This window comes from Lysobacter sp. Root604, assembly GCF_001427505.1.
GTDB lineage: Bacteria > Pseudomonadota > Gammaproteobacteria > Xanthomonadales > Xanthomonadaceae > Lysobacter.
This window is the reverse complement of the sequence record NZ_LMGS01000013.1, coordinates 17,613-35,935: the sequence shown is the minus strand read 5'-3', so window position 1 is coordinate 35,935 and position 18,323 is coordinate 17,613. Positions and strand designations below refer to the sequence as shown.

The following is an 18,323-nucleotide window of genomic DNA, read 5'->3' as shown; positions in this document are numbered from 1 at the left end:
GCCATGAGCGAGCCGCTGCGCCACCGCGATACCGGCAAGTGGCTGGGATCGTTCGCCGATCGCGTCGAAGTGTCGTGCCCGCGCTGCGGTCACGGCGGTGTCGTACGCGCCGGAGGCGAGTCGGCCGCATGGTTCGTTTGTGCGCACTGCGGGCTCGAAGCCCGTAGTGAACGTAGCGACTGGTTCGGCAAGGTGCGCCTGCATGGCAAACGTTCCTGCGGCCACTGCGGCCATCAGTGGGTACGCGTAGATCACACACGAAGCGGATCGTCCGTGCCGGCCAAAGTCTCCGAGTGGAGACCCACTCCCATGCCGGACTTGATTGCAGCATCTTGTTCGGTTTGCAAACGTGACAGCAACGTCGTGATCGATGCGTATCGCGAACGCGACGGCGAAGCTCACGACCCGCATTTCGGTCTGCCGCTGCGGCTGATCGAGCGTACCCGCGTCGGCTTGCTGTGGGCCTACAACGGCGAGCACATCGACGAACTCCAGCGCTATGTCGCCGCCGACTTGCGCGAACGACGCGGCGCCATGTCCAACAGCACCATGGCCTCGCGCCTACCGACCTGGATGAAGCTCGCACGCCATCGCGCGCGCGTACTGCGCGGGTTGGACCGCCTGGCCGCGAAGCTGGTGTCATCGCGGCACGCATGATCGCGGTACGCTGCCTGCTGCTCCCCGGCATGGACGGCACCGGCGAACTGCTCGGCGATTTCGTCGCAGCCATGGCGCCCGAATTCGACGCCGACATCGTGCGCTACCCGGACGACGCCGCGCTAGGCTACGACGAACTCACCGACTACGTACGCGCGCGCCTGCCGCACGACCAGCCCTTCGTGTTGCTGGGCGAGTCCTTTTCCGGCCCCATCGCGATCCGCATCGCCGCCGCGCGGCCCGCCGGTCTGCGCGGCCTTGTGCTATGCGCGTCCTTCGCACGCGCTCCCAGTCCGCCGGGCTGGCTGTTACCTGCCTCGTGGCTGGGATGGATCGGTACCGTCTTGCCGATCGACCGTGTCCCGACCCGGCTAACGGCGGCGACGATGCTGGGGGCCTGGGCCGACGATAAATGGCTGGCGCGCACTCGCGAGGTACTGGCCACGCTGGACCCGGCGACGATCCGGGCGCGCATGCGCGCGGGCAGCACCGCCGATGAAACCGCCGCCCTGAGCCGCGTCGCCTGCCCGCTGCTGTACCTGCGCGGCCGCCAGGATCGGCTGGTGTCGCGGCGCAGTTGGGAACACATACGCGCGACCCTGCCGCAGGCGAAGTGCGTGGAACTCGACGGCCCGCACTTCCTGCTGCAGGCGAAAGCCGTCGAGGCCGCCGCCGCGATCAAGCTCGCGTTCGAGACTTGAACGCGCTGCCCCGGCGGACGACCGGGCCCGTTCGCACGGCCTACGCGGCCAGGCCGGCGCGGATGGCGGCGGCGCCCGATGGTTACTATGTCTCGACGAACAGGACGACCATGACCCTCGAGACGGAACCTCAGCGTACGCCCCGCATCCAGCCCGCCCACCCGCGGTGGGAGCAGGACCTGGCATTGCGGGATGCGCCGCCTTCCGGCAAGGCCGACAGCTGGGATGAGTTGAACCATCTGGACGAGACCTATCTGGAGTTCTCGATGGCCACGGACATACCCAGAGGCCCCCTGTTTTGGTGCGGCATCATCTGCCTGGCCACGGGCTTGTTTCCCGGCTACCTGATGTCCATCACCTGGCCGGCGCGTGGCTTCGACATCTGGGCCGATGGCGTGTTGATTGCCGCGTCGCTGCCGATGTTCTGTCTGGCCCTGTTCTTCCTGCGCCTCGATCTGCGCCTGCCCAAGGACCGGCCTGTCCGCTTCAATCGCCGCCAGGGCTTGGTCTACGCCAACCGCTACCTCTGGAGCCACAACCCCTTCGGCCGCTGGGGCGGCGACGCGAAAGTCTTCGCTTGGTCCACGCTGCAGGCCGAGATCACCCAGCAGATCGACTCCGGCGGCGAAGTGGCGACGTGGCGCTATGCGTTCGAACTCGTGGCCTGCGCGCCGGGCTCCTTCGAGGAAGTCGACCGCTTCCGGCTGCAACAGGGCGCGCAGACGACCGGCCAGTACGAGGAGCAGTGGGAGCTGCTGCGCCGCTACATGAACGACGGCCTGGAAGGCCTGCCTGCGCAACAGCTGCGCGATCGGACCCCGCGCTTCATCGACTGCCTGCTGTTCGCCATGCCTTGGTTCGCACCGACCCCAACGGGCCGGCGCGCGCGCGAACGCATGCGCGGTTTCTTCGGCACGTTGATGATGGTGTTGATGTCGCTGCTGTTCCCGCTGTGGCTGTTGTTCGGCGTGGGCAACGTCATCGTGATGCGGCTGGCTCCGGACGCGACCTGGCCCGCCGGCGTGGACGAGGCCTCGAAGCGGCCAGGCTGACCGGCCGGCGCCCTCGCCCTCACAAGGTCTACACATCGCCGACGGCGTAAGCGCGCCCTGCGCCGGCCATGCGGCGCACGGCGATTTTTCCCGCCGGACTTGTGGTTACTATGCGCTGGAGCCAGCTAGGACGCCCTCCATGCCAGCCCGCCTCAGCCGTCGCGATTTCCTCAAATGCAGCGTGGTGGCCGGGATCTCGGTCTACGTCGCCGCGCCGGGCAGCGCCGCGCTGGCCGCCCTGTTCGAACGCGAGCGCCTGCGGCCCATGCCCTGGGACGCGGCCACCGGCAAGATCCGTTACCGCACCGACGCCACCGCCAAGGTCACCGGCGAGAAAGTCTTCAGTTTCGACATGCGCGCGCACGACCTGCCCGGCTGGCCGCGGCAGCAGGCGCACGCGATGCTGCTGCGCGTGACCCGCGCCGATCGCGCCTATGCCGGCTACGACCTGTCCGTGCTGGGCGCGGGCCTGCAACCCGACCGCATCGTCACCGCCGCTGATCTTGCGCGCGACGGCGTCGGCTTTCCGCCCTTCTACGGCGAGCACATGCTGCTGCCCGAAGGCCAGACCCCGGCCTACCTGGGGCATGCGGTCGCGCTGCTGATCTGGCACGACTTCGACCGCTTCCGCGCCGCCAAGACCCGGCTGAAGTTCCGCGACGATCTCATTCGCTGGGGCGCCGAGACCGGCCCCTTGCAGCGCGATCCCTGGGCGAGCTTCCGCTACGTGCGCGTGGGCGGCGCCACCGCTTACGACGACGACGCCTATTCCAGCCTCAAGGACACGCCGCTGTTCCCGTCCGGCTATCGCAAGAACCAGCCGCAGTGGCCGGCCGCGAACGCCGACGGCGCGATCGACGCACAGGGCGCGGCGCATGCGGCGGCGATGGCGGCCAGCCTGGATGCGCCCGCCGAAGGGCGCCTGGTGCTGCAGCGCGAGTACTACTCGCAATCCATCGACACCGCCGCGCTGGAACCCGACAACGGCAACGGCTGGTACGACCGCGACAACGCCACGCTGCACTTGGTCGCCGCGACCCAGTCGCCGCAGGAAATCGCCGAGGACGGCGCGCGCATGCTGGCGGCGAGCGCGCTGGGCGTGAAGCGGCTGGTGCTGCACCCCTGCTACACCGTCGGCTACGGTTCCAAGGACCACAACCCGTTCCCGTTCTACGCCCTGATCGCGGGGCTGTACGGCGACGGCCGCGCGGTGCGCCTGGCCAACGACCGCTACGAGCAGTTCCAGGCCAGCCTCAAGCGCCACAGCTTCCGCATGCGCTACAAGATCGCGGTGGATCGCAAAAGCGGCCGCTTCGAGATCCTGCAAGGCGACATGACCGGCGACGGCGGCGGCCGGCGCAACTTCTCGCCCTCGGTGTGCCTGGTCGCGGCGACCGCGGCGCAGTCGATCTATTACTTCCCGCGCAGCGACCTGGCCAGCACCGTGATCGCCTCGCGCGCGCTCGACGCCGGTTCGGCGCGCGGCTACGGCACCCTGCAGAGCATGGGCGCGACCGAGATGCTGGTCGACGAGGTCGCCAGCGAACTCGGGCTGGACCCGATCGAGCTGCGCGAGCGCAACGTGTTCAAGTCCGGCATGAAGAACACCCAGGGCGCGATCCCGGGCGGCGCCCAGCGCGCCGACGAAGTGCTGGCCCAGGCCAAGGCGCATCCGCTATGGCGCGAGCGCGGCAAGCGCAAGCGCGAGTACGAGGCCGCGCATCCGGGCAAGCGCTACGGCGTGGGCTTCGGCTGCGTGCAGAAGGATTTCGGCACCGGCGCCGAATCCGGTTTCGCAGAAGTCGCGCTGTCCAAGGACGGCCACATCCTGCTGCGCCAGGTCGCGATCGAGATGGGCACCGGCATGACCACCAGCCAGGCCGCGATCTGCGCGCAATGGCTGGGCCGGCCCGCCGACGAGGTACGCACCGGCGAGATCGAATGGCCGGAGCTGCCGATGGTCGCGACCGGCGATCCCTGGCTGATGTCGCAAGCCGATCAGGACCGCCATCAGGGCGATCCGCGCTGGACGCCGAACCGGGTGATCCCCAGCAGCGCCAGCAACTCGGCGTATTTCTTCGGCCACGCCACGCGCGAGGCCGCGCGGTTGTTGTTCACCCAGGGCCTGTGGCCGGCCGCGCGCGCCCTGTGGGGCCAGGGCTACGGCGGCGGCAAGTTGGCGCCGCTGGTGGTGCGGCGCGAGGACGCGCGCTGGATCGAAGGCAAGCTCACCGCGGCCGGTCTGGTGCCGCTGACCCTGGCGCAACTGGCGGCCAAGGCGCATGAGCTGGGCCTGGCGACCGGCGCGATCGTGCACACCTTCAACCGCTGGCAATGGGCCGAAGCCGAGTTCCCGCTGTCGGGCGACGACGCACGCCTGCCGCTGGACGGCGTGGCGCTGCGTTGGGGCGACGGCAGCGGCGCGGGCGTCGGCACGCCGACCGCGAACGGCTACCGCATGATCGAGCGCACGCGCGCCCACTACCCGCCGACCCAGCGCAACAACGCCGGCGTCGTCTACTACAGCGCGATCGGCACTCTGGCCGAGGTCGCGGTCGACACCGCCACCGGCGCGGTCGAACTGCTCAACCACCACTCCATCCTGGAATGCGGCAACCAGATCGTGCCCGAGCTGGTCTCCGGCCAGCTCCAGGGCGGGCTGGCGATGGGCATCGGCCATGCCTTGCACGAGTTCCTGCCGTTGTACGAAGACGGCCCCGGCAACGGCACCTGGAACTTCAACCGCTACACCCTGCCGCGCGCGCACGACGTGGCGGTATGGAAGCAAAGCGGCGAAGTGCTGGCGCCGCTGTCCGACACCGACCCGCCCAAGGGCATGGCCGAGGTGGTGATGATCGCGGTGGTGCCGGCGATCGCCAACGCGGTCGCGCACGCCACCGGACGGCGCCTGCGCGAACTGCCGATCACGCCCGAGAAGGTGCTGGCGGCGCTCGCCGGCGGCGCCACGCCGCCAAGCTCGGACAGCGCCACCTCGGAGAACGCCGCATGAGCGCGCCCATCGTCAAGCGACCGCTGGCCCTGCACGTCAATGGCCGCGCCCACGGCCCGATCGACGTGCCCGAGGACATGATGCTGGTCGACGTGCTGCACGAGTACCTCGGCCTCACCGGCACCCGCTTCGGCTGCGGCCAGGGCGTGTGCCGCGCGTGCACGGTGATCGTCGACGACGAGCACGGCCCGCGCGAAGTACGCAGCTGCATCACCGGCGCGCACTACTTCGCCGGCAAGCGTATCCGCACCGTCGAAGGCCACGCGCAGCGCGACGCGGCCGGCACGATCGTCGAACTCTCGCCGGTGCAGCAGGCCTTCCTCGACCATTTCAGTTTTCAGTGCGGCTATTGCACGCCGGGCTTCGTCAACGCCGCCACCGTGCTGCTGGAACGGCTGAAGAAAAACCCGGTGGCCGCAGCCGAGGTCGAAACCACCATCACCGAGGCCCTGGACCCGCACCTGTGCCGCTGCACCGGCTACGTGCGCTACTACCAAGCGGTGAAAGCGCTGGTGCTGGCCACACCGGGCCTGGTGCGGGAGCGCACGCCATGACCCGGGTCGGCTGGCGGCGCGTCCTGGCCTGGGCGGTGCTATTGCTCGCGATCTGGCTGATCGCGAGCTGGCTGCTGCAATGGTGGGGCGGGCGCGGCCCGACTCAGAAAGTCGAGGCCAGCGCCCAGCAACTCGCGCGCGGCCGCTACCTCACCGATGCCGCCGACTGCGCCGCCTGCCATACCGCGCCCGGCGGCGCGCCGTTCGCGGGCGGGGTGGCGCTGGCCTCGCCGTTCGGCGCCATCCACGGCACCAACATCACCCCCGATCCCGAACACGGCATCGGCCGCTACACCGCCGACGATTTCCACCACGCCCTGAGCCGCGGCGAAGCGCGCGACGGGCACCAGTTGTATCCGGCCATGCCCTACGTGTCGTATCGCACCATCGCGCGCGAGGACTCGGACGCGATCTACGCCTATCTGATGAACCAGCCTGCGGTCGCGCAGCCCAATCGCAAGAACGGCGTGAGCTTTCCCTTCAATATCCGCAGCGGCATCGCGCTGTGGAATCTGGCCTTCGCCGGGGCAGGCGCGGACGCGACGCCGGCCTCGCAAGGCGCGTCGCCGGCCTGGCAGCGCGGCCGCTACCTGGTCGATACCCTCGGCCATTGCGGCGAATGCCACAGCCCGCGCGGCTGGGCCGGGCAGCTCAAGCGCGCCCAGCCCTTGGCCGGCAACAACGAACTCGGGCGTTTCGCCGCGCCCGACATCACCCCGCAAGGCCTGGCCGCGCGCGGTTGGGACGCGGCGCAGCTGCGCGGCTATCTGGCGACCGGACTCAACCCGCGCGCGGTGGCCTCGGACGAAATGCTGACCGTGGTGCGGCTGTCGACCAGCCGGCTCACGCCCGGCGATCTGGATGCGATGACCGTCTACCTGCTCGGCGACAAGCCCCTTGCCGCGCAAGCGATCGCTCAAGCCGGCACCGCGGCGCCCGAGGGCGGACGCCGCCATTACCTGGACCTGTGCGCGGGCTGCCACGGCCGCGACCGCGAAGGCGTACCGCATGTCGCGCCCGGATTGCGCGACAACAGCAGCGTGCGCGATCGCGATCCGCACAACCTGATCGTCGCCATGCTCGACGGCCTGCCCGAGCACGACCTGGTCGGCCTGGAACGCATGCAGCCGATGCCGGGCTTCGCCCAGGATTTGGACGACGCTCAGGCCGCCGAACTCGCGAACTGGCTGCGCACGCAAAGCGGCGCGGCCCCCGTGAACGCAGACGCCGTCGCCGAGCTGCGCAAGGGCAAGCGCGCGCACTGAGCGCTGCTGCGCTCGGTGCAGGGGCGGTGCAAGCCGCAACCGTCATCCATCGGACGACCGCGTCGACGCCCGCGCGCGCAGGGGCGCGGTCGCGGCTCGCGCCGCCGCCTCTTGAGCCGCGCCGATCGCCCTCCCGCAACCGCCGCGTGCCGTCGCAAGGCACACCGCGATTGTCTCTAGGTCATTTACACCTCGCTGCAACGCAACATACACGACCTCTGGTGACCGACGTTGTCATGTAATTCTGTGAACTGCACCGCAAACCCATACGCACGCGATTGACAACGTTGTCAGCAAAAAACAGCCTCGGCCCTCGACACAGGCGAGCGGGGCGCTGAAACGGCCCCGCGCGCCGCCACACGGGCTGCGGGGAGGGAACCACCAGGCACGCACGGGCCCTGCCCGACCGTTTCACGCCGTTCCACGGCGACCTACGAGGAGGTTCGAACCTCCCGCGCAGCACCGAGGCCACGCGCCTCCTTTCCAGACACAGAGGGACAGCACCGGCCGGCGACGGCGCGGGATTTCGCATCGGACTTCGCAAGGGAGAGGACGCTCATGAAGCACGCAAGATCGACCACACTGGCGCTATGGACCTGCCTGCTCGCGGCGTCCTGGGGCTCCAACGCGCTGGCGCAAAGCGCGAGCTGCGCCAATATTCCGGCCTGGAACTCGGCGACCATCTACAACCCCGGCGACAAGCTGGTCTATCAGAACCGGCTTTACCAGGCCAACATCCAGATCTGGAACGCGCCGCCGACCCACTGCCCCAGCTGCGGCTGGTATCAGGATCTCGGCGCCTGCGGCGCGGGCGGCAATCAGCCTCCCAGCATCAGCCTGACCTCGCCGGCCAACGGCGGCAGCTACAGCACCGGCGCCAACATCGCGGTGAGCGCCAACGCCTCCGACAGCGACGGCAGCGTCGCCCAGGTCGAATTCTTCCGCGGCACCGTCTCGCTGGGCGTGGACACCAGCTCGCCCTACAGCGCGATCTGGAGCAACGCCAGCGCCGGCAGCCATGCCTTCAAGGCGGTCGCCACCGATAACCAGGGCGCCAGCACCACCTCATCGACCTCGACCATCACCGTGACCGCGCCGTCCACCGACACCACGCCGCCCAGCGTGCCGGGCGGCCTGAGCTCGCCCGCGCAGACCTCCAGCAGCATCTCGCTGACCTGGAACGCGTCCACCGACAACAGCGGCGGCAGCGGCGTGGCCGGCTACGACGTCTACCGCGACGGCAGCCTGGTCGGCTCGCCGGCCGCGACCAGCTACACCGCCAGCGGCCTCACCGCCAACACCGCCTACGCCTTCCGCGTGCGCGCCCGCGACAACGCCGGCAACGCCTCCGCGCAGAGCGCGCAGATCAGCGCCAGCACCACCCAGGGCGGCGGCGGCGGCAACAAGCGGGTGATCGGCTACTTCACCCAGTGGGGCATCTACGGCCGCAACTATCGGGTCAAGAACATCGACACCAGCGGTTCGGCCTCCAAGCTGACCCACATCAACTACGCCTTCGGCAACGTGCGCAACAACCGCTGCGAAGTCGGCGTGATCCAGCCCTCCGATCCCAACACCGGCGTCGGCGGCGACGCCTTCGCCGACTACAGCAAGTCCTTCGGTGCCGGCGAAAGCGTGAGCGGCGCGGCCGACACCTGGGACCAGCCGCTGCGCGGCAACTGGAACCAGCTCAAGCAGCTCAAGGCCAAGTACCCGGGCCTGAAGGTGCTGATTTCGCTGGGCGGCTGGACCTGGTCGCGCGGTTTCGCCAGCGCGGCGCGTCCGGAAAACCGCCAGGCCTTCGTCGCCTCGTGCATCGACGCCTACATCCGCGGCAACCTGCCGGTGACCGATGGCGCCGGCGGCGTGGGCGCGGCGGCCGGCGTGTTCGACGGCATCGATCTGGACTGGGAATACCCGGCCGCGTGCGGCCTGACCTGCGGCACGGCGGAGGAAAGCGCCAACTTCACCGCCCTGCTGGCCGAGTTCCGCAGCCAGCTCAACGCGGTGCGCCCCGGCCTGCTGCTGACCATCGCCGCCGGCGCGGGCGTGGACAAGGTGCGCGTGACCAACCCGGCCGCGTATCACCAGTACCTGGACTACATCAACGTGATGACCTACGACTTCCACGGCACCTGGGATGCGAAGACCAACCATCACTCGGCGCTGTTCGATTCGCCCAACGATCCCTCTACCGGCGATCAGAAGTTCTACAACACCAACGACGCGCTCGAGGCCTTCCTGTCGCGCGGCGTGCCGGCGGCCAAGCTCAACCTGGGCATCGGCTTCTACGGTCGCGGCTGGACCGGCGTGGCCAACGTCAACAACGGCCTGTACCAGAACGGCACCGCGGCGCCCGGCACCTACGAGGCCGGCAACGAGGACTACAAGGTGCTCAAGAACCGGCCCGGCACGATCTACACCGACGCCAATGCGCGCGCGACCTGGAAGTACGACGGCAGCACGTTCTGGAGCTACGACACGCCGGCCATGATCATCGAGAAGATGGGCTACGTGAAGGCGCAGAACCTCGGCGGCGCGTTCTTCTGGGAGTTCAGCGGCGACGACCCGCAGGGCAGTCTGGCCACCGCGATCCGCGACGGCCTGCAGTGAGCTTGCGCAGCGCCGGACCGTTCGCGGTCCGGCGCTTGCCTCGGGGCGCCGGCCTCCCCTCGGGCCGGCGCCCCGGATTTATCCCAACGTACCGAATCAGTTGAACGCGAACGGCCGCATGCGCGCATGCGGCCGTTTTGTGTGCGACACATTCGCCGAAGCACTAGCTCTGCGTGGGAGCGGCGTGAGCCGCGATCGCGGCAACACGCACGGCCGCGGATCCAGATACGCCGATGACATCGCGACGGCGGAGGGGCTTGCTTTCGCCATCGGGGCGTTCGATGGAATCTGCGGTAGCGCGATCGCGGCTTACGCCGCTCCCACAGGAAGCGGGTGGCAGCGCCGTCGCGATTTGGTTCTTCCTTGGATAGGAACAGCGCAAGCCGCGAGCACGTCGTGGCCGAAGCTTCGTGGTCGCGGCTTGCGCCGATCCCACACCTAGGCCGTGGCAGATCGACGGCGACCTCCGCGCTCAGCTCACCAAGCGCAGCACATCGTCCAGCAAGCCGGCGGCGGTGACTTCGGCGCCCGCGCCCGGGCCCTGGATCACCAGCGGCTGCTCGCGATAGCGGTCGGACCAGATCGCGACCTTGTTGTCGGTGCCGGCGCCGCCGGCCAGCGGATGATCGGCCGGCAGCGACTCCAGCCCCACCCGCGCCGCGCCGTCCTGCAGGCGCGCGATGAAACGCAGGCGCTCGCCGTTCTTGTAGGCGGCCGCGTAGCGTTCGCGCAGCGGCGCGTCCAACGCCGGCAGCGCGGCATCGACGCCATCGCGCGACAGGATCGCCAACTCCGGCGGCACCAGCGAGGCGACCTCGACTTCGCCGGCCTCCAACGCCACGCCCGAGGCACGCGCCAGGATCAGCAGCTTGCGGCGCACGTCCTCGCCGGACAGATCGTCACGCGGGTCGGGCTCGGTGTAGCCGGCGTCGCGCGCCTGCCGCACCAGCGACGAGAACGGGCGCATGCCGTCGTAGTGATTGAACAGCCAGGCCAGCGAGCCGGACAGCACGCCGGCGATCGCGCGGATGCGGTCGCCGCCGGCCTGCAGTTCGCGCAAGGATCGAAGCAAGGGCAGGCCCGCGCCGACCGTGGCGCTGTCGCCGTAGCCGCTGCCGCCGACCGCGCAGGCGCCGCGGATCGCGCGCCAGCGCGCCAGCGAGGTGCCCTGCCCGATCTTGCAGGCGGTGACCACATGGATGCCCTGCGCCAACCACTGCGCATGGCGTTCTGCGACCGCGCTGCTGGCGGTGGCGTCGATCACCACGCGCGCGCCGCCGTCGCCCAACGCGAGGGCGACGCTGTCCAGCGAACTGGCCTGGCTGGCCTCGGCCAGCGCGGCGGCCGCGCGTTCGGGGGCAAGGCCGGCGCCATCGGCCAGCGCGCGCCGCGAATTGGCCACGTGCACCAGCGCCAGGCGCTCGCCCAGCGGCGAGCCCTGCCACGCTTGCAAGCGCGCGAGCACCGCGCCGCCGACGGTGCCGGTGCCGAGCAGGGCCACGCGCGCCGGCGCCGCGCTGCGATAGGGATGCGGCGCGAGCGCCTGCTGCGCCTGCGTCTGCAGGACGTCGGCCGCGGCGCTCATCGTTTCGCGCGCGCCGCCGTGGCCACCGCGTCGGCCGCGCGCTCCAGCGCGGCCTCGAGGTCGGCGATCAGGTCGTCCACATGCTCGATGCCCACCGACAGGCGCAGCAGGCCGTCGCCGATGCCGGCCGCGGCGCGCGCTTCGGGCGACATCGCCGCGTGGGTCATGGTGGCCGGATGCGCGATCAGGCTTTCCACGCCGCCCAGCGACTCGGCCAGGGTGAAGCACTCCAGGCCCTCGACGAAAGCGCGCACCGCCGCTTCGCCGCCTTCGATCTCGACGCTGAGCATGGCGCCGAAGCCGAGCTGCTGGCGCGCCGCCAGCGCATGGCCCGGGTGCGATTCCAGGCCCGGGTAATGCACCACGCGCACCGCCGGGTGCGCGTCCAGCAGCGCGGCGATGGCCTGGGTGTTCTCCTGATGCACGCGCAGGCGCGCGTCCAGGGTGCGCAGGCCGCGCAGGGTCAGGAAGGCGTCGAAGGGCGAGCCGGTCAGGCCCAGCGCGTTCGCCCACCAGGTCAGCTGCTGGTGGTGCTCGGCGTTCTTGGCCACCACCGCGCCGCCGACCACGTCGCTGTGGCCGTTGATGTACTTGGTGGTCGAGTGCACGACCAGGTCGGCGCCGAACGCGATCGGGCGCTGCAGGGCCGGCGACAGGAAGGTGTTGTCGACCACGGTCAGCGCGCCCTGGGCGTGCGCGGCCTCGATCACGAAGCGCAGGTCGGTGATGCGCAGCAGCGGGTTGGACGGCGTTTCGATCCAGACCACGGCCGGCTTGCTCTGCAGGGCCTCGGTCAGCGAACGCGGATCGGTGAGGTCGGCGGTGATCAGCTCGAACGCGCCCTTGGCGGCCAGCGCGTTGAACAGGCGCCAGCTGCCGCCGTAGCCGTCGTGCGGCACCACGATGCGATCGCCGGGCTTGAGGAAGGCGTGCAGGACCAGGGTGATCGCGGCCATGCCGGTGCTGGTGATGACGCCGCCGACGCCGCCTTCGAGCTCGGCGATCGCCTCGCCCAGCAGATCGCGGGTGGGATTGCCGCTGCGGGTGTAGTCGTACTGGCGCTTGTCGTTGTAGCCGGCGAAGCTGAAGTTGGACGACAGCACGATCGGCGGCGTAACCGCGCCATAGGCCGCGTCGCGGTCGATGCCGGCACGGACGGCGGCGGTGCAGGCGTTGCGGGTGCGGTTCTGGGTCACGGCGGTCGTTCCTTCGTTATGGGTGCTCATGCCGCCGCCTGGGTACAGTCGGCCAGCGCTTCGCGCAGGATGGTGTCGATGTCGCCGGCCTCCTTGAGGCAGGCGTCGTGTCCGTAGATCGAGCGCAGCACGCGCAGGCGGGTTTCGCCGCGCAGGCGCTCGACCAGGTCGTAGGATTCGGACAGCGGAATCAGGCGGTCTTCGCTGACCGCGACCACGGTGACGGGCACGCGGATCAGGCTGGGATCGACCTGCTGCAGGTCGATCGATTCCGACAGCCGCAGGAAGGCCGCGGTCGGGGTGCGCGCCACGTACTTGGCGCCGCAATGGTCGAGGTAGTCCTCGGCGTCCACGCGCACCCGGCCGTCGCGCACCTGGGCGGCGCCGAAGCGCTCGGCGAACTCCTCCGGCGTGCGGTAGCTCAGCACCGCCAGTTCGCGCGCCAGCGCCAGGCCCTGGCTCTCGTCGCATTGCAGCGCGCCCAGCGCGACCGCGCGGCGCTGCAGCGCGCGCCAGGCGGCGGCATAGGGGTGGGCGCGGTGGGTACCGCTGATCGCGACCAGCGCGCCGACGCGTTGCGGGTGGCGCGCGGCGAACTGCAGGCCGACCATGGCGCCGTAGGAATAGCCGACGAAGGCCTCCAGGCGCTGGATCCGCAGCGCATCCAGCAGCGCGGCGATCGCGTCGGCCTGATCGGCCGGGTCCAGGGCCACGTCGAGCGCGCCGTCGGCGCCCAGCCAATCGAACGCGAGCAGGCGATGGCGGCTGGGATCGAGGGCGCGGCCGCGGCCGACCTGGGTCTCCCACCAGCCGCCTTCGGGATAGGCACGGCTGGGCGCGAGATGGCGGTGCGCGGAGATCCCACCGGCCACGAACAGCACCGGCAGCGAGGCCTCGCCCTGGATTTCGTAGCGCAGCACCACGCTGCGGCGGCCGGCATGGCGCAGGTCGAGCTCGATGCGCAGCTCGCCGCGCGCGGCGTCGCGCTCGCCGCTCAGGGCGACGTAGGCGTCGCTGCGTTCGAACGCGGCCGGGGCCTGCGATAGGGAGGAGTCTGCGTAGGCGGTAGCGGGGGCGAAGCTCATGGCGGGCATCCGAAGTGACGGGGCCATCGAGCTTGCAAGTCGCTCGTGCGCAGCAGCGCACGTCGCAACCATCTTCCGACCAACGCCTAGGCGGGCCGCAGGAATTGGCACCTTCACGCGACTTGCGTCGCGTTGGGTTGCCCCGGCTTCTAAGGGCCTGTCCCTCAGCCGGTCTCGATGGATGCGGCCAGTCTGCCCGCGCTCCGAGGGCGTGTCAATCGCTTCATCCGCATATAGCGATTAATCATAAGCTCGCGACCGGCATCACAAAAAGGTGCGCGCCCCGCATACACTTCGTGCCCATGACCCCACGCCTCCTTGTCGCGGCGACGCTCGCCGCCCTGCTCGCCGCCTGCGCGACCACGCAACCCGCTTCCGCGCCGGCCGCCGGCACCCCCGGCATCACCTCGATCGCCGAGCGCTACGTATCGGCGGACACGCCGAAGGAAGAGCTGGATTCGCTGGCCACCTGGCCGACCGAGGACGGCAAGACCTGGCTGATCGCGACCGCCAAGTCGACCCACCGCCTGGACGTTTACGACGCCGACACCGGCGCCGCGCTGCGCACGGTCGGCGGCGAGGGCAAGGCGATCGGCCAGTTCGACCGCCCCAACGGCATCGCGGTGTACGCCGACCACGTGTTCGTGGTCGAGCGCGACAACCACCGCGTGCAGGTGTTCGCCCTGCCCGACTTCACCCCGCTGGGCAGCTTCGGCGACAAGGAACTGCGCAGCCCCTACGGCATCTGGCTGACCGAGACCGAACCGGGCGAACTCGAGATCTACGTCACCGACAGCTTCATGTACGGCAAGAAGTTCGATCAGGTGCCGCCGTGGGCCGAGCTCGACCAGCGCGTGCGCCGCTACCGGGTCCAGTTCGACCAGGACGGCCGCCTGCGCGCCAACTACGGCGGCGCGTTCGGCGACACCAGCGAAGCCGCGGCGCTGCGCATGGTCGAGTCGATCGCCGGCGACCCGGCCAACGACCGCCTGCTGATCGCCGACGAGGACCGTCGCCACGAATCCACCCTGCGCGAGTACACCTTCGGCGGCAAATACACCGGCCGCAGCCTGCCCGACCGCAGCTTCGGCGCCGAGGCCGAGGGCGTGGCGCTGTGGACCTGCCCGGACGGCGGCGGCTACTGGATCGCGGTCGACCAGCTCGCGCCGCTGACCGTGTTCCACCTGTTCGATCGCGTCAGCCTGGCTCCAGTCGGCAGCTTCGAAGGCAAGGTCACCTCGCATACCGACGGCGTCGCCCTGCACGCCGCCTCGACCGCGGCCTTTCCCAGCGGCGCGCTGTTCGCCGTGCACGACGACAAAGCCGTGACCGCGTTCGACCTCGCCGACGTGGCCCACGCGCTAAACTTGAAGCCGGGCTGCACCGAGTAGGAATCCGCATGGTTTGGGGGCCGCGCGCCTTGGCCGTATCGCTGTGCGTGGCGGCTGTGGCCGCCGCGCCGCAGGCGCACGCCGGCAAGATCTACCGTTGGACCGATCGCAGCGGCATCACCCATTACGGCGACCACGTGCCCGAGGCCGCGCCGCCGTCCGAGGTCAGGGTGATCCCGGTCCACAGCGAGCCCGGCGCGATCGCGCGCCTGCGCATCGAGTCGGACGGCAGCCGCTACCTGGCCTGGGCCGACAACAACCTGTCCGGACCGATCGAGGTCAAAGTCGACTACAGCCAGAGCTACGGCGGCGGCGGCGGCACCTCGACCCTGCCCGCGCGCGCCACCGTGGCCGCGCGCGCGAGCGCGCTGGTGGCGGTGCTGAGCCCTGAGGATTCCGGGCGCGGCATCGAGCTGCAGATGGAAAGCCTGCCCGGCGACCCCAGCGCGCAGCCGCGCAACGTCGACTACGTGCTGCCGCTGCGCCAGAACAACTTCCGCATCGACCAGGGCTACGGCGGCCAGTTCAGCCACAGCGACCCGGAGAACCGTTACGCGGTCGACTTCGCGGCGCAGATCGGCACGCCGGTGCTGGCCGCGCGCGAGGGCGTGGTGATGCAGGTCGAGTCCGACTTCGACAAGGCCGGGCTCAATCGCGAGAAATACGGCGGCCGCGCCAACTTCGTGCGCATCGTCCACGACGACGGCAGCATGGCCCTGTACGCCCACCTCAAGGCCGATGGCGCCCTGGTCCGGGTCGGTCAGCGCGTGCGCGCGGGCCAGCAGATCGGCCTGTCCGGCAACACCGGCTTCACCACCGGGCCGCATCTGCACTTCGCGATCCAGGTCAATCGCGGCATGCGCCTGGAGTCGATTCCGTTCCGGATGACCGGGCCGGCGGGGCCGTTGCGGATTTCGGGCGGGCTTTAAGGGTTGGAACGGTGCTTCCGGGCTGACGGGGTGGCCGGGATTCGCGCGCCCCCAACCGGCCCTGCGGGCCACCTTCCCCCGCTAGGCGGGGGAAGGGAGCAAGGAAGAAGGGCTTTCTCTAGGGTGGCGGTTATAATCGCGCCCCTACTCCTCACCTTCCGGCGCGCCCGGTGCGCGCCGTCGCCATGTCCGACGTTTCCCTAGAAGCCCTCCGCCGCCGCACCTTCGCGATCATTTCGCATCCGGACGCCGGCAAGACCACCCTCACCGAGAAGCTGCTGCTGTTCGGCGGCGCGATCCAGATGGCCGGCTCGGTCAAGGGCCGCAAGGCCGCGCGTCATGCGACCTCGGACTGGATGGCGCTGGAAAAGGAGCGCGGCATCTCGGTGACCTCCTCGGTGATGCAGTTCCCCTACGAGGGCCGCATCGTCAACCTGCTCGACACGCCCGGCCACGCCGACTTCGGCGAGGACACCTACCGCGTGCTGACCGCGGTCGACTCAGCGCTGATGGTGATCGACGTCGCCAAGGGCGTGGAGGAGCGCACGATCAAGCTGATGGAGGTGTGCCGCCTGCGCGACACGCCGATCATGACCTTCATCAACAAGCTCGATCGCGAGGGCAAGAACCCGATCGACCTGCTGGACGAAGTGGAATCGGTGCTGGGCATCCAGTGCGCGCCGATCACCTGGCCGATCGGCATGGGCCAGCGCCTCAAGGGCGTGGTCCACCTGCTCACCGGCGAGGTGCATCTGTTCGAACAGGGCCGCAACTTCACCCGTCAGGATTCGACGATCTTCGCCTCGATCGACGATCCGGCGCTGGAGGCGCGCATCGGCGCGGATGCCTTGCGCGAAGTGCGCGAGGAACTCGAGCTCGTGCAGGGCGCATCGCATCCGTTCGACAAGCAGGCCTATCTGGCCGGCAAGCAGACGCCGGTGTCGTTCGGCTCGGCGGTAAACAACTTCGGCGTGCAGCTGCTGCTGGACTTCTTCGTCGAGCACGCGCCGCCGCCCAAGCCGCGCGAGACCACCGGCCGCGAGGTCGCGGCGACCGAGAACAAGCTCACCGGATTCGTGTTCAAGATCCAGGCCAACATGGACCCGCAGCACCGCGACCGGGTGGCGTTCATGCGCATCTGCTCGGGCAAGTTCAGCGCCGGCATGAAGGCCTTCCAGGTGCGCACCGGCAAGGAAGTGAAGCTGGCCAATGCGCTGACCTTCATGGCCTCCGACCGCGAGATCGCCGAAACCGCCTACTCCGGCGACGTCATCGGCATCCACAACCATGGCACGATCTCGATCGGCGACAGTTTCACCGAGGGCGAGGCGCTGTCGTTCACCGGCATCCCCAACTTCGCCCCGGAACTGTTCCGGCGCGCGCGCCTGCGCGATCCGCTCAAGCTCAAGCAGTTGCAGAAGGGTTTGGCCCAGCTGTCCGAGGAAGGCGCGACCCAGTTCTTCCGTCCGTTGATGAGCAACGACCTGATCCTGGGCGCGGTCGGCGTGCTGCAGTTCGACGTGGTCGCCTACCGGCTCAAGGACGAATACGGCGTGGACGCCAGCTTCGAGCAGGTCGGCGTGGCCACCGCGCGCTGGATCCGCTGCGCCGACGCCAAGAAGCTGGAGGAGTTCCGCGACAAGAACGCGATGAACCTGGCCCTGGACGCGGCCGGCGAGCTGGTCTACCTGGCGCCCACCCGGGTCAACCTGCAGCTCGCTCAGGAGCGCGCCCCGGGCGTGCAATTCCTGGCCACGCGCGAACACGCGCACGCGGTGTCCGTCGACTGATGTCGCGCTTGCGGCAGTGGTGGCTGTACCTGTTGAGCAAGCGCAGCGAAGTCGCCGCGCTCGACTACAAGGACGCCTACATGGCCAAGGTGATCATGGACATCCACCGCCTGCGCGGCGACAAGGCGCAGGCGATGGTGCCGCTGCACGCGCTGCAGCCGATCCACCGCATCGATCGCGAGTCCGCGCGACAGGCCACGCAGGCGCGCGCCCAGGTCCTGACCGCGCGACGCGAGGAACTGCTGGCCCACGGCCGCCTCGACCTGGCCGCCTTGACCGACCTCATTCCCTCGGTGTCGCAGATCAAGGTCGTGCGCGACGGCGAGCGTTGGCTCGCGTTCGAGGGCAACGGCCGTTTGTACGCGATGCGCGAGGCCTTCGGCGAAGACTGCGCGCTGCTGGTCGAGGTCGAGGAATACCGCTTCGCGCGCCCGCGCAAGATCCAGCGCCGGCTACGGCGGGTGCGGCGGCTCAATACGCTGGAATAAGGGCCCG

14 protein-coding genes and 1 riboswitch are annotated in these 18,323 nt (G+C 69.8%); of the genes, 11 read left to right on the top strand and 3 right to left on the bottom strand.

The window, feature by feature from the left end; translation table 11 throughout:
- The first annotated feature begins 3 nt into the window (after positions 1-3).
- The 7 genes from ASD69_RS21450 to ASD69_RS22995 all read left to right on the top strand — a co-directional run bounded on the left by ASD69_RS21450 (position 4) and on the right by ASD69_RS22995 (position 9,852).
- Positions 4-657, top strand: a complete 654-nt coding sequence (locus tag ASD69_RS21450) for a hypothetical protein (protein WP_235567277.1) — start codon at positions 4-6, stop codon at positions 655-657.
- Positions 654-1,358, top strand: a complete 705-nt coding sequence (locus tag ASD69_RS19820; RefSeq protein WP_056182686.1) for an alpha/beta fold hydrolase — start codon at positions 654-656, stop codon at positions 1,356-1,358. The genes ASD69_RS21450 and ASD69_RS19820 overlap by 4 nt, the downstream gene beginning before the upstream one ends.
- Positions 1,355-2,410 carry a DUF6708 domain-containing protein gene (locus ASD69_RS19815; RefSeq protein ID WP_157499363.1) on the top strand — a complete coding sequence of 352 codons (1,056 nt, stop codon included), beginning with the start codon at positions 1,355-1,357 and terminating at the stop codon, positions 2,408-2,410. The genes ASD69_RS19820 and ASD69_RS19815 overlap by 4 nt, the downstream gene beginning before the upstream one ends.
- A gap of 139 nt (positions 2,411-2,549) precedes the next feature.
- Positions 2,550-5,420 (top strand): molybdopterin cofactor-binding domain-containing protein, encoded by a 2,871-nt coding sequence (locus tag ASD69_RS19810; RefSeq protein ID WP_056182680.1) that lies wholly within the window; start codon positions 2,550-2,552, stop codon positions 5,418-5,420.
- Entirely contained in the window at positions 5,417-5,974 is a 558-nt protein-coding gene (locus tag ASD69_RS19805) for a (2Fe-2S)-binding protein (RefSeq protein WP_056182675.1), read from the top strand. The genes ASD69_RS19810 and ASD69_RS19805 overlap by 4 nt, the downstream gene beginning before the upstream one ends.
- The gene (locus ASD69_RS19800) at positions 5,971-7,239 is read left to right on the top strand and encodes a cytochrome c (RefSeq protein WP_056182672.1); all 1,269 of its coding nucleotides are present in this window, start codon (positions 5,971-5,973) and stop codon (positions 7,237-7,239) included. Before ASD69_RS19805 ends, ASD69_RS19800 begins: the two co-directional genes overlap by 4 nt.
- 558 nt (positions 7,240-7,797) lie before the next feature.
- Positions 7,798-9,852: a glycosyl hydrolase family 18 protein gene (locus tag ASD69_RS22995; RefSeq protein WP_056182668.1), complete on the top strand. Its 2,055-nt coding sequence runs from the start codon at positions 7,798-7,800 to the stop codon at positions 9,850-9,852.
- Positions 9,853-10,324: 472 nt separating this feature from the next.
- Here the strand turns inward: ASD69_RS22995 and ASD69_RS19790 are convergent, their stop codons facing one another.
- From ASD69_RS19790 to ASD69_RS19780, 3 genes are read right to left on the bottom strand one after another with little or no spacing between them, the layout of a single operon-like run.
- Entirely contained in the window at positions 10,325-11,437 is a 1,113-nt protein-coding gene (locus ASD69_RS19790) for a homoserine dehydrogenase (protein ID WP_056182665.1), read from the bottom strand.
- Entirely contained in the window at positions 11,434-12,663 is a 1,230-nt protein-coding gene (locus tag ASD69_RS19785; protein WP_056182663.1) for an O-succinylhomoserine (thiol)-lyase, read from the bottom strand. Before ASD69_RS19785 ends, ASD69_RS19790 begins: the two co-directional genes overlap by 4 nt.
- Positions 12,660-13,718 carry a homoserine O-succinyltransferase gene (locus ASD69_RS19780; RefSeq protein ID WP_082576660.1) on the bottom strand — a complete coding sequence of 353 codons (1,059 nt, stop codon included), beginning with the start codon at positions 13,716-13,718 and terminating at the stop codon, positions 12,660-12,662. Before ASD69_RS19780 ends, ASD69_RS19785 begins: the two co-directional genes overlap by 4 nt.
- Before the next feature lie 65 nt (positions 13,719-13,783).
- Positions 13,784-13,902: riboswitch (SAM riboswitch) on the bottom strand.
- Positions 13,903-14,020: 118 nt separating this feature from the next.
- On the opposite strand from ASD69_RS19780, the gene ASD69_RS19775 reads away from it, so the two are divergent.
- From ASD69_RS19775 to ASD69_RS19760, 4 genes are all read left to right on the top strand, one after another.
- Positions 14,021-15,109 carry a hypothetical protein gene (locus ASD69_RS19775; RefSeq protein WP_056182657.1) on the top strand — a complete coding sequence of 363 codons (1,089 nt, stop codon included), beginning with the start codon at positions 14,021-14,023 and terminating at the stop codon, positions 15,107-15,109.
- 8 nt (positions 15,110-15,117) lie between these two features.
- The gene (locus ASD69_RS19770) at positions 15,118-16,038 is read left to right on the top strand and encodes a M23 family metallopeptidase (RefSeq protein ID WP_082576659.1); all 921 of its coding nucleotides are present in this window, start codon (positions 15,118-15,120) and stop codon (positions 16,036-16,038) included.
- 185 nt (positions 16,039-16,223) lie between these two features.
- Positions 16,224-17,828: a peptide chain release factor 3 gene (locus ASD69_RS19765; RefSeq protein ID WP_056183186.1), complete on the top strand. Its 1,605-nt coding sequence runs from the start codon at positions 16,224-16,226 to the stop codon at positions 17,826-17,828.
- Positions 17,828-18,316, top strand: coding sequence for a hypothetical protein (locus ASD69_RS19760; RefSeq protein ID WP_056182654.1), 489 nt, complete (start codon positions 17,828-17,830; stop codon positions 18,314-18,316). The genes ASD69_RS19765 and ASD69_RS19760 overlap by 1 nt, the downstream gene beginning before the upstream one ends.
- Positions 18,317-18,323: the final 7 nt, after the last annotated feature.

Excerpts from the sequence above, each read along its gene's own strand:
- ASD69_RS21450 (WP_235567277.1), top strand. The coding sequence starts at position 4 with ATGAGCGAGCCGCTGCGCCACCGCGATACCGGCAAGTGGCTGGGATCG.
- ASD69_RS19820 (WP_056182686.1), top strand. The coding sequence starts at position 654 with ATGATCGCGGTACGCTGCCTGCTGCTCCCCGGCATGGACGGCACCGGC.
- ASD69_RS19810 (WP_056182680.1), top strand. The coding sequence starts at position 2,550 with ATGCCAGCCCGCCTCAGCCGTCGCGATTTCCTCAAATGCAGCGTGGTG.
- ASD69_RS19805 (WP_056182675.1), top strand. The coding sequence starts at position 5,417 with ATGAGCGCGCCCATCGTCAAGCGACCGCTGGCCCTGCACGTCAATGGC.
- ASD69_RS19800 (WP_056182672.1), top strand. The coding sequence starts at position 5,971 with ATGACCCGGGTCGGCTGGCGGCGCGTCCTGGCCTGGGCGGTGCTATTG.
- ASD69_RS22995 (WP_056182668.1), top strand. The coding sequence starts at position 7,798 with ATGAAGCACGCAAGATCGACCACACTGGCGCTATGGACCTGCCTGCTC.
- ASD69_RS19790 (WP_056182665.1), bottom strand. The coding sequence starts at position 11,437 with ATGAGCGCCGCGGCCGACGTCCTGCAGACGCAGGCGCAGCAGGCGCTC.
- ASD69_RS19785 (WP_056182663.1), bottom strand. The coding sequence starts at position 12,663 with ATGAGCACCCATAACGAAGGAACGACCGCCGTGACCCAGAACCGCACC.
- ASD69_RS19780 (WP_082576660.1), bottom strand. The coding sequence starts at position 13,718 with ATGAGCTTCGCCCCCGCTACCGCCTACGCAGACTCCTCCCTATCGCAG.
- ASD69_RS19775 (WP_056182657.1), top strand. The coding sequence starts at position 14,021 with ATGACCCCACGCCTCCTTGTCGCGGCGACGCTCGCCGCCCTGCTCGCC.
- ASD69_RS19770 (WP_082576659.1), top strand. The coding sequence starts at position 15,118 with ATGGTTTGGGGGCCGCGCGCCTTGGCCGTATCGCTGTGCGTGGCGGCT.
- ASD69_RS19765 (WP_056183186.1), top strand. The coding sequence starts at position 16,224 with ATGTCCGACGTTTCCCTAGAAGCCCTCCGCCGCCGCACCTTCGCGATC.
- ASD69_RS19760 (WP_056182654.1), top strand. The coding sequence starts at position 17,828 with ATGTCGCGCTTGCGGCAGTGGTGGCTGTACCTGTTGAGCAAGCGCAGC.